Raw genomic sequence first — 14,930 nt, 5'->3', positions numbered from 1 at the left:
GGTGTGTGTTTCCCGCCCCGCACGGGCCGGGGCCGGGCAAGGAGGGCCGCATGACCGTACGGCGAGTAATGGGCATCGAGACGGAGTACGGGATCTCCGTCCCCGGCCACCCCAATGCCAATGCCATGCTCACCTCGTCCCAGATCGTCAACGCGTACGCGGCGGCGATGCACCGGGCGCGCCGCGCCCGCTGGGACTTCGAGGAGGAGAACCCGCTGCGGGACGCCCGCGGCTTCGACCTCGCCCGGGACGCCGCCGACACCAGTCAGCTGACCGACGAGGACATCGGCCTGGCCAACGTCATCCTGACCAACGGCGCCCGGCTCTACGTCGACCACGCGCACCCCGAGTACTCGTCCCCCGAGATCACCAACCCGCGCGACGCGGTGCTGTGGGACAAGGCCGGCGAGCGCATCATGGCCGAGGCCGCGCAGCGCGCCGCCCAGCTGCCCGGCGCCCAGCCGATCCACCTCTACAAGAACAACACCGACAACAAGGGCGCCTCCTACGGCACCCACGAGAACTACCTCATGCGGCGCGAGACGCCGTTCTCGGACATCGTCCGGCACCTCACGCCTTTCTTCGTCTCCCGCCAGGTCGTCACCGGCGCCGGCCGCGTCGGCATCGGCCAGGACGGCCAGGGGCACGGCTTCCAGCTCAGCCAGCGCGCGGACTACTTCGAGGTCGAGGTGGGCCTGGAGACGACCCTCAAACGGCCCATCATCAACACCCGCGACGAACCGCACTCCGACGCCGAGAAATACCGTCGGCTCCATGTGATCATCGGCGACGCGAACCTCTCCGAGATCTCCACCTACCTCAAGCTCGGCACCACCGCCCTGGTGCTGTCGATGATCGAGGACGGCTTCATCAAGGTCGACCTCGCCGTCGACCAGCCCGTCCGCACCCTGCACGAGGTCTCCCACGACCCCGGGCTGCGCCAGCTCGTCACACTGCGCAACGGCCGGACACTCACCGCCGTACAGCTCCAGATGGAGTACTACGAGCTCGCCCGCAAGTACACCGAGGAGCGCTACGGCACCGACGCCGACCCGCAGACCAAGGACGTGCTGGCCCGCTGGGAGGACGTGCTCAACCGGCTGGAGAGCGACCCGATGAGCCTGGCGCGGGAGCTGGACTGGGTCGCGAAGCTGGAGGTCCTGGAGGGCTACCGGCGCCGTGACGGCCTCGGCTGGGACGCCGCCCGGCTCCAGCTCGTCGACCTCCAGTACGCCGACGTACGCCCCGACAAGGGCCTCTACAACCGCCTGGTCGCCCGCGGGCGCATCCAGCGCCTGCTGGACGAGCCGGAGACCGCCCGCGCCGTCACCAAGCCGCCGGAGGACACCCGGGCGTACTTCCGCGGCCGCTGCCTCGAACAGTACGCCGACGACGTGGCCGCCGCGTCCTGGGACTCGGTCATCTTCGACCTCCCCGGCCGTGACTCCCTGCAACGCGTCCCCACCCTGGAGCCCCTGCGCGGCACCCGCAAGCACGTCAAGGAACTCCTGGACCGCTGCCGCAGCGCCGAGGAACTGGTGCGCATCCTGTCCGGCGGCTGATCCCCGGCAACGGTCTCCGGCAGCCGATCCCCGGCAACCGATCTCCGGCGGCCGAAGCACGGCTGAAACGGGTCAGAACCGGGAATCAACGGGGTAGCACTCGGACGTTGACTAATCGAGAGCCAAGATCAGGGCCGCCTTGTAGGGTCGATCTTGCAGGGCACGCAACCGAGCGGGGTGAGGGACATGGCAACCAAGGACACCGACGGCGGGCAGCAGAAGGCAACGCGTTCCACGGACGAGGTCGAGGAGGTCCAGGAGGACACCAAGGCCGCCGATGACCTCAAGGAACGCCAGGAGAAGCTCTCCAACGACGTCGACTCCGTCCTCGACGAGATCGACGACGTACTCGAGGAGAACGCCGAGGATTTCGTGCGAAGCTTCGTTCAAAAAGGCGGACAGTAGTCACGGATGTGAATGGGGAGGGGGAGGGGAAGTTCTGTCGCGGCTGCGGGACGACGAAGCCCTTCGCGTCCTTCGCCGCCGACCGGAACAGGCCGGACGGTCGTCAGCCGCGCTGTCGGGCGTGCGTGGCGGAGTATTCGGCCGCCTACTACCGCCGCAAGCGCGCCGCGGCCGGCAGGACGGTCCGGGAGAAGGTGTCCGTTCCCGAGGGACACAAGCGGTGCCCCTCGTGTCGTGAGGTCAAGCCGTACAGCGAGTGGGAACGCAACAAGACGTCCTCGGACGGATGGAGCAGCTACTGCCGACGGTGTCGCGGAGAGCGCAACCGCGACGCGTACTTCCGCCGAAAGTACGGCCTGTCGGCACAGGACCTGACCGCGATGATCGCCCAGCAGCGCGGCATTTGCTGTATCTGCCTCACTGCTCGTGCGGAGCATGTGGATCACTGCCACAAGACGGGTAGGGTCCGAGGCGTGCTGTGCTTCAGCTGTAATGCGGCACTCGGCCAGTTCAAGGACCAGCCGGCGGTCATGAGACGTGCCGCGGCTTATGTGGAGGGAAACGCGTGGAAGCCAACTCTCGTAGCACCGGGCGTCTACCAGCTGCCTTCCTGACGCCCGGCTCGTCGTCCTTCCTGGACTTCCTGGGGGACCATGCCCCCGGGCTGCTGCCGGGGAACCGGGCGCTGCCGCCGCTCAAGGGGGCGGTCGAGCTGCCGCACGGGACGACGATCGTGTCCGCGGTCTTCGACCGCGGGGTCATCCTTGCGGGTGACCGGCGGGCGACGATGGGCAATGTGATCGCGCAGCGCGACATGGAGAAGGTCTTCCCGGCCGACGAGTACTCGGCGGTGGGCATCGCGGGTACCGCGGGGCTCGCGGTGGAGATGGTCAAGCTCTTCCAGCTGGAGCTGGAGCACTACGAGAAGATCGAGGGTGCGACGCTCTCCCTGGAGGGCAAGGCCAACCGGCTGTCCACGATGATCCGGGGCAATCTGAGCATGGCGCTGCAGGGCCTCGCGGTCGTCCCGATCTTCGCCGGTTACGACCCGGACCGCGGCAAGGGCCGGATCTTCTCCTACGACGTCACGGGCGGCCGCAGCGAGGAGCTGGGCTTCGCGGCCACCGGCTCCGGCTCGGTGTACGCCCGGGGCACCCTCAAGAAGCTCTACCGGGGCGACCTGACGGAACGCGAGATGACCACCGCCGTCGTCCAGGCGATCTACGACGCGGCGGACGAGGACTCGGCGACCGGCGGTCCCGACCTGACCCGGCGCATCTTCCCGACCATCACCGTGATGACGGACGAGGGCTTCCGCCTGCTGCCCGACTCCGAGGTCGGCCCGATCGCCCGCGAGGTGGTCGAGGCGCGCCAGGGCCGCCCCGACGGCCCCCAGGCCCCGGTGCTGTGACCGCGGGTCAGCCGACGTCCCTCCGCGCGCTCCCAGCGCCGATCGCAGAAAGGCACGGTTAGCCGGTGTCCACGCCCTTTTACGTCTCACCCCAGCAGGCCATGGCGGACCGCGCCGAATACGCCCGCAAGGGCATCGCGCGCGGCCGCAGTGTGGTGGTGCTCCAGTACACCGACGGCATCGTCTTCGTCGCGGAGAATCCGTCCCGCGCGCTGCACAAGGTCAGTGAGATCTACGACCGGATCGCCTTCGCGGCGGTCGGCAAGTACAACGAGTTCGAGAATCTGCGGCTCGGTGGTGTCCGCTACGCCGACCTGCGCGGATACACCTACGACCGGGCCGATGTGACGGCCCGGGGCCTGGCCAACGTCTACGCGCAGACGCTCGGCACGATCTTCTCCAGCGTGGGCGAGAAGCCCTACGAGGTGGAGCTGATCGTCGCGGAGGTCGGGGCCGCGCCCGAGGACGACCAGATCTACCGGCTGCCGCACGACGGCTCCATCGTCGACGAGCACGGGGCCGTCGCGGTCGGCGGGAATTCCGACCAGATCGGCAGCTACCTCGACCAGCGGCACCGCGACGGCATGAGTCTCGCGGAGGCGCTGGCGCTGGCGGTCGACTCGCTCAAGCGCGACACCAACGGCAGCGACCGGCAGATCACCGCGGAGCAGCTGGAGGTCGCGGTCCTGGACCGCACGCGGCCGCAGCAGCGGAAGTTCAAGCGCGTTCTCGGCACCCAGGTGGCCCGGCTGCTCGACGAGGCCGCCGCGCCCGGGGCCGAGCCGGAGGCCGCAGCGGACGAGGAGGAGCCGCCGCCCACCGCGTAGGGCACGGGCCCGCCGCCCTATGCGGGCGGCGGGGCCGTGGAACCGCGCGGGACGAGGGTGAGGGGGAGTTCCACCGCAGGGGCGGGGCGGCCCGCGAGGACGGCGAGCAGCGCGCGCATGCCGTGCTCGCCGATCGCCTCGGCGGGCAGCCGTACGGTGGTCAGCTCGGGGTCCAGCGCCCGTGCGAGGGACAGGTCGTCGAAGCCGGTCACGGAGACGTCGGCGGGTACGGAGAGCCCCAGCGCGCGGGCGCCCTTGCACGTCCCGGCGGCGAGGATGTCGTCGTCGCACAGCAGCGCGGTGGGCCGCGGTCCCGGCGCGCTGAGGGCGCGTACGGCGGCGCCGAGGGCCGCGTCGACGCCCAGTGCGGAGTGGTGGGTCACGGCCGCGGGCGCGCCGGCGGCGGCGAGTTCCGCGGTGACGGCCTGCGCGCGGGCGCGGAAGGTCCAGGTGTCGACGTCCGCGGCGATGTGGGCGATGCGCCGGTGGCCGAGGGCGAGCAGGTGCCGGACGACCTGGCGGATGCCGTCGGTGACAGCGAGGTTGACGGTGGGCGGTCCGCCGGGCACGTCGGGGTCGCTGTCGAGCATGACGAGCGGCAGTCCGCCGTCGCCGATGCCGGTGAGCGCGTCGGCTGCCATGGACGAGGCGATGACCCCGTCGATGGCGGTGCGCGCGGAGCCGAAGGGGTCGCGGGCGGGGCCGGTGCCGGCGGGGGAGGGGTAGAGCACGACGCCGAAGCCGTGTTCGGCGGCGACCCGGGCGGATCCGGCGTAGACCCGGGCGAAGTACTCGTGGGTGAGGGCGGGGACGACGAGCATGGCCGTCCTGGTCGCGCCGAGCCGCAGGCTGCGTGCGGCGAGGTTGGGCCGGTAGCCGAGCCGGGCGGCGGTCTCGCGTACCGCCTGCGCGGTGGGTTCGGAGACCCGGCCGCGCCATTTTCCGCCGAGGACGAGGGAGACGGTCGCCTGGGACACCCCGGCGGCGCGTGCCACGTCCCGTGAGGTGACCCGTGCGTCCCGGGCCGCCGCGCCGCGCCGGGTCCCGGGCGCGCGGTGCGCGGCGGCGGACCCGTCCGTGCTGCCCGCGGCGGGGGGCGGCGGGGTGGCGGGATCGTGCACTGCGGACTCCGTGGTCGGGTCGGGCGGATGGACCGGCGGCTGGCGCCATGGTACGTATGAGGGCCGACGTTATACGTAACACCAGAGAGGGGCGGGCATGGGCGGCGCCGGGTACGGGGAGCTGCTGCGGACACCGCACGCGGCGCGGCTGCTCGGCGGGACGCTGCTGGGGCGGCTGCCGAACGCGATGGCCGCGCTGGCGGTGCTGCTCTTCCTGCGGGACGAGGGCGCGGGCTATGGGCTGGCGGGCGGCCTGTCGGCGGTGTACGGCTGCGCGGTGGCCGTGGGGCAGCCGCTGCTGGGGCGGGCGGTGGACAAGCGGGGGCAGCCGCGGGTGATGGCCGGGGCGGCGCTGCTGTCGGCCGCCGGGTTCGCGCTGCTCGCGGCGACGGGCCCCGACCCGCTGCCGCTCGCGGTGGCCGCCGTGGTGCTCGCGGGGGTGGCCACGCCGCCGCTGGAGGGCGGGCTGCGGGCGCTGTGGCCCGGTGTGCTCGGCGACAGCCCGGAGCGGGTGCAGCAGGCGTACGCGCTGGACGCGGCCGCCCAGGAGGTCATGTTCGTCGTCGGGCCGCTGCTGGTGACGCTGCTGGTGGCGGCCGCCTCGCAGGCCGCCGCGCTGGTGGCGACGGGGCTGCTGGGCGTGGCGGGCACCCTGGTGGTCGTCACGTCCCCGCCGTCGCGCCGCTGGCGGGCCGCCGGGCGCGAGGCGCACTGGCTCGGCGCGCTGCGCTCGCCGCGGCTCGCGGTGCTGCTGGGCGCCTTCTTCTTCCTGGGCATCGCGCTCGGCGCCCTCGCCCCGGCCGCGGTGGCGTACGGCGACGCGCACGGCGGCGGCGCCACGGCCTCGTACGTGCTGGCCGTCAACGGGCTGGGCGCGCTGGCTGGCGGCGTCACGTACGGGTCGCGGAACTGGCCGGGCACCCCGGAGCTGCGGCTGCGGGTGCTCGCGGTGGCCCTCGCGTGCTGCTACGTGCCGCTGCTGCTCGCCCCGGGCCTGCCCGGGATGCTGCCGCTGGCCGCGCTGTCCGGTTTCTTCCTCGCCCCGGCGCTGGCCTGCGGCTTCGTGGTGGTCGACCGGCACGCGCCGGCGGGGACGGTGACGGAGGCGTTCTCCTGGGTCGTCACCGCCGTCGGCGTCGGCGGCGCGCTGGGGACGGCGGCCGCGGGCGCGGCCGCCCAGCACGGCGGCGCGGCGGCCGGATTCGCCGTGACGGCGGCGGGCTGCGCCGTCGCGACGGCGGTACTGCTGGCGACCGGCGGATTCCTGACGGCGGCAAACCTCGAAACCCGGCCGGAAAAAGATCCAAATCGTGCCGTCGAACCCCGTTTCAGCTCCACGCATCAGGCGTAATGTTCAGACATGGACCGCCGCATTTTCGGGCTGGAGAACGAGTACGGCGTCACGTGCACGTTCAGGGGACAGCGGCGCCTGTCCCCTGACGAGGTGGCGCGGTACCTCTTCCGCCGTGTCGTGTCATGGGGCCGGAGCAGCAATGTTTTCCTCCGCAACGGCGCCCGCCTCTACCTCGACGTCGGCTCGCACCCGGAGTACGCCACTCCCGAGTGCGACAACGTCACCGAACTCGTCACGCACGACAAGGCCGGTGAACGGATCCTGGAAGGCCTTCTCGTCGACGCCGAACGCCGGCTGCACGAAGAGGGCATCGCCGGGGATGTCTACCTCTTCAAGAACAACACCGACTCGGCCGGCAACTCCTACGGATGCCACGAGAATTACCTGGTGGCCAGGCACGGAGAATTCTCCCGGCTGGCCGACATCCTGATTCCCTTCCTCGTGACGCGGCAGCTGCTGTGCGGCGCGGGCAAGGTCCTCCAGACCCCGCGCGGCGCCGTCTTCTGTGTGAGCCAGCGCGCCGAGCACATCTGGGAGGGGGTCAGCTCGGCCACCACCCGCTCCCGGCCGATCATCAACACCCGCGACGAGCCGCACGCCGACGCCGAGCGCTACCGCAGGCTGCACGTCATCGTCGGCGACTCCAACATGTCCGAGACCACGATGCTGCTCAAGGTCGGCGCGACCGACCTGGTGCTGCGGATGATCGAGGCCGGGACGGTGATGCGCGACCTGACGCTGGAGAACCCGATCCGGGCCATCCGCGAGGTCAGCCACGACATAACGGGACGCCGCAAGGTCCGTCTCGCCTCCGGGCGGGAGGCGTCGGCGCTGGAGATCCAGGAGGAGTACTACTCCAAGGCCGTGGAGTTCTGCGAGCGCCGCGGCATCCGCAGCGGTGTCATCGAGCAGGTGCTGGAGCTGTGGGGCCGGGCGCTGGAGTCGATCGGCAGCGGTGACCTGGGCCGGATCGGCACCGAGATCGACTGGGTCATGAAGTACCAGCTGATCGAGCGCTACCGGACCCGCGACAACATCTCCATGTCGCATCCGCGGGTCGCGCAGATAGACCTCGCCTACCACGACATCCACCGTCGCCGGGGCCTGTACTACCTGCTGGAGCGCAAGGGCCAGGCCGCGCGGGTCTGCAACGACCTGCGGATCTTCGAGGCGAAGTCCGTGCCGCCGCAGACCACCAGGGCCCGGCTGCGCGGTGACTTCATCCGCCGCGCCCAGGAGCAGCGCCGCGACTTCACCGTCGACTGGGTGCATCTGAAGCTCAACGACCAGGCGCAGCGCACCGTGCTGTGCAAGGACCCCTTCCGGTCGGTCGACGACCGGGTGGAGAAGCTGATCGCCGGAATGTAGGACCGGGCGGCCCGGCGCGCCGGGCCGCACCCGGCCGAAATCCCTGCACAGCAAGCCCACAGGCCCCGTACGGACGTCGTACGGGGCCTGCGGCACACCGTAGGGTGTGGGGCGGCAATCCACGACCGAAAGCCCCGCCCCCGACCCGAACGAGGATCCCCGTGCGCCGACGCTCCGTCCTGCTCGCCGTACCCGCGCTCATGCTCACCGCCGCCGGCTGCGGTAAAGACTCCGGTAAGAGCGGCTCCGGGGCCTCCACGTCGCCTTCGGCCTCGGACACCCCGAGCGCGACGGCCAGCTCCACCCCGAAGATCGCCTCGGGCCCGCTGCCGGCCATCACCGCGGGCACGGCGTTCAACAAGAAGCCGACCGTGGCCAAGGGCACCGAGACGCCGTCGAAGGACCTGGCCGTCAAGACGGTGATCCAGGGCAGCGGTCCGGCGGTCGCCGCGGGTGACTACATCCGGGTGAACTACCTCGGCCAGATCTGGAAGTCCGCCAAGGTCTTCGACACCTCCTTCGGCAAGCAGCCGTACGCCACCCAGATCGGCGCGCAGAAGGTCATCCCCGGCTGGGACCAGGGGCTGATCGGCGCCAAGGCGAACAGCCGGGTCATGCTGAGCATCCCGCCGGCCCTCGGCTACGGCACCTCCGGCAACGCGCAGGCGGGCATCGCCGGCACCGACACGCTGGTCTTCGTCGTGGACGTCCTCGACGTGTGGAACGGCCGCTCGTCGGCCAAGGGCAAGCTCGTCCCGCAGAACGACGCCAACCTCCCGAAGGTCGGCACCAACGTCGACGGCCTGGCCCCGTCGGTCACCGTGCCCAAGGTGAAGGCGCCGACCAAGCTGGTGTCCAACTACGTCATCGAGGGCGACGGCGCCGCCGTCAAGGGCAGCGACACGCTGCTGGTGCAGTACAAGGGCGTGCTGTGGGACGGCGCCAAGGAGTTCGACTCCAGCTACTCCCGCAAGCAGCTCACCGACTTCCCGCTCACCGGTGTCATCCCGGGCTGGACGAAGGGCCTGACGGGCAAGAAGGTCGGCAGCCGTGTCGTGCTGGTGACCCCGCCGGACCAGGCCTACGGCGACCAGGCCCAGAGCTCGATCCCGGCGAACTCCACGCTGGTCTTCACCGTCGACATCATCGCGGTGCTCTGACCGGTGCTCTGACCGGTGCTCTGAGTGGTGCTCCGACCCGTCCCGCTCTCCCGCGGGCGCGCCGCCGCGCCGCCGCCGTTGTCCACAGCCCTTCCGGACGCCGTCTCCCGGACTCTGCAAGACTGTCCAGGTTGCCCGCAACCGCACAAGGAGCACGGACTGTGAACATCGAGAAGCCCGAGATCGACTTCCCGGGCGGCGAGCCGCCGGCCGACCTGGAGATCAAGGACATCTGGGAGGGCGACGGACCGGTCGCCGAGGCCGGTGCCACGGTCGCGGTCCACTACGTCGGCGTCGCCTTCTCCACCGGCGAGGAGTTCGACGCGAGCTGGAACCGCGGCGCGCCGCTGAAGTTCCAGCTGGGCGTCGGCCAGGTCATCCCCGGCTGGGACCGCGGCGTGCAGGGCATGAAGGTCGGCGGCCGCCGCCAGCTGACCATCCCCGCGCACCTGGCGTACGGCGACCGGGGCGCCGGCGCCGCGATCAAGCCGGGCGAGACGCTGATCTTCGTCTGCGACCTCGTCTCGGTCTGAGCCGGATCCGGAAGGGTCCCGCGGACTCGGGCGCCGTCCCCCCTGCGTAGGCACGGGGGACGGGCCCGGATCTGCGCGCCGTCCGCGCGCGGTACGGTGCGGGAGGACATCCGGGCGGCAGCGGACCCCGGAAGACGCGGAAGAGACAGAAGGGGGTGGCGGTGGCGATCGCCAAAGCCGAGCGGCTGATGAACCTGGCCCTGTGCCTGATGAACACCCGCCGTCCGGTCAGCAAGCGCGAGCTGCGTGCCTCCATCGAGGCCTACCACGAGGTGGCCTCGGACGACGCCTTCAACCGGATGTTCGAGCGGGACAAGGACGACCTGCGCGAGCTGGGCCTGCTCATCGACACCGTCGAGAACCTGGAAGGCGAGTTCGGCTACCTCGCCCGCAGCGACCGCAACCGGCTGCCCGACATCGCCCTCGACCCGGAGGAGGCCGCCGCCCTCGCGCTCGCCGCGAAGGTCTGGCAGCAGGCCCGGCTCGCCGAGGCCGCCAGCGGCGCGCTGCAGAAGCTGCGCGCGGCCGGGGTGCCGTACGAGGACGCGCACAGCGCGCTGGAGCCGCGCATCCCCACCCCGGAACCGGCGTTCGAGGCGCTCATGCTGGCCACCCGCGAACGCCGCGCGGTCGCCTTCGACTACCGCAAGGCCAACGCGGTGCGCCCCGAGCCGCGGCTGGTCGAGCCGTGGGCGCTGGAGTGCTGGCGCGGCCACTGGTACATGGCGGGCCACGACCGCGACCGCGGCGCGGTGCGGGTCTTCCGGCTGTCCCGGATCAGCGGCCGGGTCAAGTCCCGCGGCCGCTTCACCGCCGAGGTGCCCGCGCACGTGGACGTCCGCGCGGCCGTCGAGCGCTGGGCGGGCGAGGGCGCGACGGCCACCGCCACCATCCGGCTGCGCCGCGACAGCGGCTATCCGCTGCGGGCCCGCGCGGTGGTCCTGACCCCCGTCGACGCCGAGTGGGACGAGCTGGAGGTCCCCTACGGCCACGGGCTGGACGCGTGGCTCGCCGAATTCGGGCCCGACGTGGTCGTGCTGGCACCCGAGGAGCTGCGCTCCGAGGTGCTGGACCGGCTGCGCGCGGTGGCCAAGGGCTGACGAGGGCTGAACGGGAGACGGCGGCATGAGCAACGCGATCGACCAGACCCGCAGGATGCTGTCCCTGGTGACATACCTGCGCGAGCGGCCCGGCGCCCGGGTGGACGAGGTGGCGCGCGCCTTCGGCGTGACCGAGGCCGAGCTGATCGGCGACCTGAACGTGCTGCCGCTGTGCGGCACCAGCTTCCGCGGCGGCGACCTGCTCGACATCGACACCGACGGCGAGCAGATCTGGTGGCACAACCCCGGCACCGCCGACGACGTGGCCCAGCCGCTGCGGCTGGCCGCCGACGAGGCGACGGCGCTGCTGGTCGCCGCCCGTGCGGTGGCCAACCTGCCGGGCCTGCGCGACAGCGACCGGCAGGCCCTGCTGCGGGCCGGCGCCAAGCTGGAGGCGGCCGCGGGCGAGGCGGCCGGCGGCAGCGCCCGGCTGTCGGTGACCTTCGAGTCCGAGGGCAGCGTCTTCGCCACCGTGGACCGCGCGCTGACCGAGCGGCGCCGGCTGTGGATGCGCTACTACTCCCCGGGGCGCGACGCGCTGACCGAGCGCGAGGTCGACCCGATCCGGCTGTTCGCGGTGGGCCACACCTACGTCGAGGGCTGGTGCCGGCTCTCCGAGGACCGGCGGACCTTCCGGCTGGACCGGGTCGCCGAGATCCGGCTGCTGGACGAGCCGTCCGACCCGCCCCGGCTGGAGCCGCGTGACCTGTCGCAGGGGCTCGTGCAGCCCGCGGGCGACGACCCCGAGGTCGTCGTCGAGGTCGGACCGGGCGGGCGCTGGGTCGCCGAGTACTACCCGCACGACAGCGCGGAGGAACTGCCCGACGGCGGGCTGCGCATCACCCTGCGCACCCCCGACCCCGGCTCGCTGCGCCGGCTCGCGCTGCGGCTGGGCCGCGACGGACGGATCGTCGCGCCCGCCGCGCTCGCCGCCGACGCGCGCGACGCGGCCGTGCGCGCCCTCGCCGGGTACGGGGAGTAGAGGCCGCCCATGACGGTGAGCTGCCCGCCGCCGGAGGCCGGGGCCGGTCCCGCGGTCTTCCGGGCCGGCTGCCCGCACTGCCGGACCAGCTTCGAGATCCCCGCCGACGCCCTGCGGCTGGCCATCGGCGCCAGCGCCCGCACCACCTTCTACTCGTTCACCTGCCCCGAGTGCGGGGAGGCCGTGCGCAAGCCGGCCGGGGAGCGGATCGTGGAGCTGCTGACCGTCGGCGGCGTCCGGACCATGCGGCTCCAGCGGTAGGCTGCCGGGCCATGTGGTGGATCTTTGTGAGTGTCGGCCTGGCGGCCGCGGGCCTGCTGGTGCTCGCGGTGTTCGCCGCCCGGGTCTTCCGCGCGGTGGGCGAACTGGCCGCGCAGGTGGCCGCCAGCAGCGAGGCGCTGGGCACCGCGGGCGACCGGCTGCAGCGCGCCGCCGCCCCGCTGGCCAGGACCGCGGGCGAGATCACCCGCCGCTGAGCCTGCCGCGGCGGCCCGCGTGAAGGTACGCTGACCCGGCGACCGGACCCGGCTCGGGCCCGCTGATCAGGGGCTGTTCCGGTGCGGTCGCAACCTGGTGGACTCCGGCACACATTCCGGCGTTCACCACCGCACGCTACGATCCTTGCGTGGGTGATGACCGGCGGACCGGGAGACCGGGGTGTGCCGACGGCCACCGGCCCCCGCAACGACGTACCGCACGGACCCGCCGCCCCCGGTGAGAAGGTAGACGAATCATGCTCGGCAACCTCAAGCCCCTTGAGCTCCTCCTGATCCTTCTCGTCGTCGTCCTGCTCTTCGGCGCCAAGAAGCTGCCCGACATGGCCAGGTCGCTCGGCAAGTCGGCCCGCATCCTCAAGAGCGAGGCCAAGGCCATGAAGAACGACGACCCGACCCCCGCCGCCCAGCCCGGTACCGCGGCCCAGGAGCAGGCGGCGCCGAAGACCATCCAGGCCGCGCCCGGCGACACCGCCAGCGCCCGCCCGGTCGAGGACCGTACGACGACCACCGGCTGACCGCCCGCCCGGCGGTTCCGGCCGCCGGGCCGGACAGCGAACGACCAAGCCGAACGACCAAGCCGAGAAGCACCGCCGACGGCTGCCGCACGAGACGAGGACGTGGGTGCTCAAGACTGCCCGCAAGCAGCAGAAGGACCCCGAGGGGCGGATGCCGCTCGCGGACCACCTGCGAGAGCTGCGCAACCGGCTGTTCAAGTCCGTGCTCGCGGTCATCGCCGTCACCGTCGTGGCCGCGTTCTTCTACAAGGACATCATCCACCTGCTGCAGCAGCGCATCCCGGACAACGTCCGCTGCCTCGACGGCAGCTCGGCGGGCCACAAGGGCAGCGACGCCTGCGCCACGATGACCGTCAGCGGTCTGATGGGCGGCTTCTCCATCGCCCTGAAGGTCTCGCTGATGGCTGGTGTGGTCGGCGCGTCCCCGGTCTGGCTCTACCAGCTGTGGGGTTTCCTCGCCCCCGGCCTGCACAAGAACGAGAAGCGCTACACGCTGGGCTTCGTCGGCGCGGGTGTGCCGCTCTTCCTCGGCGGCGCGGTGCTGGCGTACGAGATCCTGCCGCAGACCGCGCGGATCATGATCGGCTTCGTGCCGGCCGACACCACCAACCTGCTGCCGCTGGACGACTTCCTCGACCTGGTCGTCCGGCTGGTCATCGTCTTCGGCCTCGCCTTCGAGCTGCCGCTCGCGCTCGTCGCGCTGAACTTCACCGGCATGGTCACCGGCAAGCGGATGCTCGGCTGGTGGCGCGGCATGGTCATCGGCATCACCGTCTTCGCCGCGGTCGCCACGCCCACCGGCGACCCGCTCACCATGTGCCTGCTGGCCGCGCCCATCGTGCTGCTGTACTTCCTCGCGATCGGCGTGTGCTTCTTCAACGACTCGCGCCGGGCCCGCCGCCGCGCCGCCGACCCCGACTTCGGGCTCGACCCGGACGAGGCCTCCAGCCTGGACCACGTCCCCGAGCAGGTCGGCTCCGTCGAGCCGCTCGACGACGAGGACGACGACCGGCGCGGCAACGGCTACGACGACGCCACCTGACCGGCGCCCTCCGGCGGACCCGGCCCGTACCGCCGGAGCGGTGACACGGGGTAGGGTCCGCCCGTGACCGGCGACATCACCCTTCTCGTCAACCCGACCTCCGGCCGCGGCCGAGGTGCCAGGGCCGCCGCGCCCGCCGCCGAGGCGCTGCGCTCGGCGGGCCTGGCCGTCCGCACCGTCGTCGGCTCGGACGCCGCCGACGCCCTCGACCAGGCCCGCAAGGCCGTAGACGGCGGTACGGCCGCGCTGGTCGCGGTCGGCGGCGACGGCATGGTCTCGCTCGCGGTCCAGGCCGTCGCCGGCACCGGGACCCCGCTGGGCGTCGTCGCCGCGGGCACCGGCAACGACTTCGCCCGGGTCTGCGGCCTGCCCGTGCGCGACCCGGCCGCCGCCGGCGCCGTCATCGCCGCGGCGCTGACCGAGGGGCGCAGCCGCCCGCTCGACCTGGGCCGGACCGGCGACCGCTGGTTCTGCACCGTCATGGCCACCGGCTTCGACTCGCGCGTCAACGACCGCGGCAACCGGATGAGCTGGCCCCGCGGCCGCTTCCGCTACGACGTGGCGATGCTCGCCGAACTGGCCGCGCTGCGTCCCATCCGCTACCGGGTGCAGTTCGACGACGCCCCCGAGCGCGAGCTGGACGCCACCCTCATCGCGGTCGGCAACGGCTCCTCCTACGGCGGCGGCATGCGCATGTGCGCGGACGCGGAGATGGACGACGGGCTCTTCGACATATGCGTCGTCGGCCCCTGCACCCGCCGCACCCTGCTGCGCGTCTTCCCGCTCGTCTACAGCGGCAGGCACCCGCGGCACCCGGTCGTCACCGTGCACCGCGCCGCCCGGGTACGGCTCGCCGCCGCCGACGTCACCGCCTACGCCGACGGCGAGCGGGTGGGCCCGCTGCCGCTGGCCGCCGAGACGGTGCCGGGCGCCCTGCGGCTGCTGGTCTGAGCCGCGTCCCGTACGCCCCACCTGCCCCGCGAGCCGGCAACCGTGCTCCGCGGGAGATAAAGATCACGCGGTGTGTCGGTCCCGTTGGGTAGGCTCAGGAGC

At 72.4% G+C, this 14,930-nt stretch carries 17 protein-coding genes; 16 read left to right on the top strand and 1 reads right to left on the bottom strand.

Annotated elements, in window-relative coordinates:
- The first annotated feature begins 50 nt into the window (after positions 1-50).
- From dop to prcA, 5 genes are all read left to right on the top strand, one after another.
- On the top strand, positions 51-1,562 hold the full coding sequence (gene dop / locus ACWERV_RS31805; protein ID WP_398180701.1) for a depupylase/deamidase Dop: 1,512 nt from the start codon (positions 51-53) through the stop codon (positions 1,560-1,562).
- Positions 1,563-1,748: 186 nt separating this feature from the next.
- On the top strand, positions 1,749-1,967 hold the full coding sequence (locus ACWERV_RS31800) for a ubiquitin-like protein Pup (protein ID WP_452939714.1): 219 nt from the start codon (positions 1,749-1,751) through the stop codon (positions 1,965-1,967).
- An 8-nt stretch (positions 1,968-1,975) separates the two neighbouring features.
- On the top strand, positions 1,976-2,581 hold the full coding sequence (locus tag ACWERV_RS31795; protein WP_452939688.1) for an endonuclease VII domain-containing protein: 606 nt from the start codon (positions 1,976-1,978) through the stop codon (positions 2,579-2,581).
- A complete protein-coding gene (gene prcB, locus ACWERV_RS31790) occupies positions 2,533-3,378 on the top strand; it encodes a proteasome subunit beta (protein ID WP_452939685.1) in 846 nt (281 codons plus the stop codon). Before ACWERV_RS31795 ends, prcB begins: the two co-directional genes overlap by 49 nt.
- Positions 3,379-3,443: 65 nt before the next feature.
- Positions 3,444-4,205: a proteasome subunit alpha gene (gene prcA / locus ACWERV_RS31785; RefSeq protein WP_452939683.1), complete on the top strand. Its 762-nt coding sequence runs from the start codon at positions 3,444-3,446 to the stop codon at positions 4,203-4,205.
- 17 nt (positions 4,206-4,222) lie between these two features.
- Here prcA and ACWERV_RS31780 read toward each other — a convergent pair whose 3' ends face one another.
- A complete protein-coding gene (locus ACWERV_RS31780; RefSeq protein ID WP_452939711.1) occupies positions 4,223-5,200 on the bottom strand; it encodes a LacI family DNA-binding transcriptional regulator in 978 nt (325 codons plus the stop codon).
- A gap of 223 nt (positions 5,201-5,423) precedes the next feature.
- Here ACWERV_RS31780 and ACWERV_RS31775 point away from each other — a divergent pair, with 223 nt between their 5' ends.
- From ACWERV_RS31775 to ACWERV_RS31725, 11 genes are all read left to right on the top strand, one after another.
- The gene (locus ACWERV_RS31775; RefSeq protein ID WP_452939680.1) at positions 5,424-6,677 is read left to right on the top strand and encodes an MFS transporter; all 1,254 of its coding nucleotides are present in this window, start codon (positions 5,424-5,426) and stop codon (positions 6,675-6,677) included.
- 9 nt (positions 6,678-6,686) lie between these two features.
- The gene (gene pafA / locus ACWERV_RS31770) at positions 6,687-8,048 is read left to right on the top strand and encodes a Pup--protein ligase (RefSeq protein WP_398180686.1); all 1,362 of its coding nucleotides are present in this window, start codon (positions 6,687-6,689) and stop codon (positions 8,046-8,048) included.
- 161 nt (positions 8,049-8,209) lie between these two features.
- Positions 8,210-9,208 (top strand): FKBP-type peptidyl-prolyl cis-trans isomerase, encoded by a 999-nt coding sequence (locus ACWERV_RS31765; RefSeq protein ID WP_398180683.1) that lies wholly within the window; start codon positions 8,210-8,212, stop codon positions 9,206-9,208.
- Positions 9,209-9,369: 161 nt separating this feature from the next.
- Positions 9,370-9,741 carry an FKBP-type peptidyl-prolyl cis-trans isomerase gene (locus tag ACWERV_RS31760; protein ID WP_398180680.1) on the top strand — a complete coding sequence of 124 codons (372 nt, stop codon included), beginning with the start codon at positions 9,370-9,372 and terminating at the stop codon, positions 9,739-9,741.
- A 161-nt stretch (positions 9,742-9,902) separates the two neighbouring features.
- A complete protein-coding gene (locus ACWERV_RS31755; protein ID WP_398180677.1) occupies positions 9,903-10,841 on the top strand; it encodes a helix-turn-helix transcriptional regulator in 939 nt (312 codons plus the stop codon).
- Between the two features lie 25 nt (positions 10,842-10,866).
- Positions 10,867-11,823 (top strand): helix-turn-helix transcriptional regulator, encoded by a 957-nt coding sequence (locus ACWERV_RS31750; protein WP_398180674.1) that lies wholly within the window; start codon positions 10,867-10,869, stop codon positions 11,821-11,823.
- Between the two features lie 9 nt (positions 11,824-11,832).
- Entirely contained in the window at positions 11,833-12,084 is a 252-nt protein-coding gene (locus tag ACWERV_RS31745) for a CpXC domain-containing protein (RefSeq protein WP_398180671.1), read from the top strand.
- Positions 12,085-12,095: 11 nt separating this feature from the next.
- Positions 12,096-12,299, top strand: coding sequence for a hypothetical protein (locus ACWERV_RS31740; protein ID WP_452939676.1), 204 nt, complete (start codon positions 12,096-12,098; stop codon positions 12,297-12,299).
- A 257-nt stretch (positions 12,300-12,556) separates the two neighbouring features.
- Entirely contained in the window at positions 12,557-12,835 is a 279-nt protein-coding gene (gene tatA, locus ACWERV_RS31735; RefSeq protein WP_031515138.1) for a Sec-independent protein translocase subunit TatA, read from the top strand.
- 106 nt (positions 12,836-12,941) lie between these two features.
- Positions 12,942-13,877 carry a twin-arginine translocase subunit TatC gene (gene tatC, locus ACWERV_RS31730; RefSeq protein WP_452939673.1) on the top strand — a complete coding sequence of 312 codons (936 nt, stop codon included), beginning with the start codon at positions 12,942-12,944 and terminating at the stop codon, positions 13,875-13,877.
- Between the two features lie 63 nt (positions 13,878-13,940).
- Positions 13,941-14,828 (top strand): diacylglycerol kinase, encoded by an 888-nt coding sequence (locus ACWERV_RS31725; protein ID WP_398180659.1) that lies wholly within the window; start codon positions 13,941-13,943, stop codon positions 14,826-14,828.
- Positions 14,829-14,930: the final 102 nt, after the last annotated feature.

Source organism: Streptomyces sp. NPDC004031 (genome assembly GCF_053604375.1).
This window is presented reverse-complemented; position numbering and strand designations above follow the sequence as displayed.

Excerpts from the sequence above, each read along its gene's own strand:
- ACWERV_RS31800 (WP_452939714.1), top strand. The coding sequence starts at position 1,749 with ATGGCAACCAAGGACACCGACGGCGGGCAGCAGAAGGCAACGCGTTCC.
- dop (WP_398180701.1), top strand. The coding sequence starts at position 51 with ATGACCGTACGGCGAGTAATGGGCATCGAGACGGAGTACGGGATCTCC.
- ACWERV_RS31745 (WP_398180671.1), top strand. The coding sequence starts at position 11,833 with ATGACGGTGAGCTGCCCGCCGCCGGAGGCCGGGGCCGGTCCCGCGGTC.
- tatA (WP_031515138.1), top strand. The coding sequence starts at position 12,557 with ATGCTCGGCAACCTCAAGCCCCTTGAGCTCCTCCTGATCCTTCTCGTC.
- ACWERV_RS31750 (WP_398180674.1), top strand. The coding sequence starts at position 10,867 with ATGAGCAACGCGATCGACCAGACCCGCAGGATGCTGTCCCTGGTGACA.
- pafA (WP_398180686.1), top strand. The coding sequence starts at position 6,687 with ATGGACCGCCGCATTTTCGGGCTGGAGAACGAGTACGGCGTCACGTGC.
- ACWERV_RS31775 (WP_452939680.1), top strand. The coding sequence starts at position 5,424 with ATGGGCGGCGCCGGGTACGGGGAGCTGCTGCGGACACCGCACGCGGCG.
- ACWERV_RS31740 (WP_452939676.1), top strand. The coding sequence starts at position 12,096 with ATGTGGTGGATCTTTGTGAGTGTCGGCCTGGCGGCCGCGGGCCTGCTG.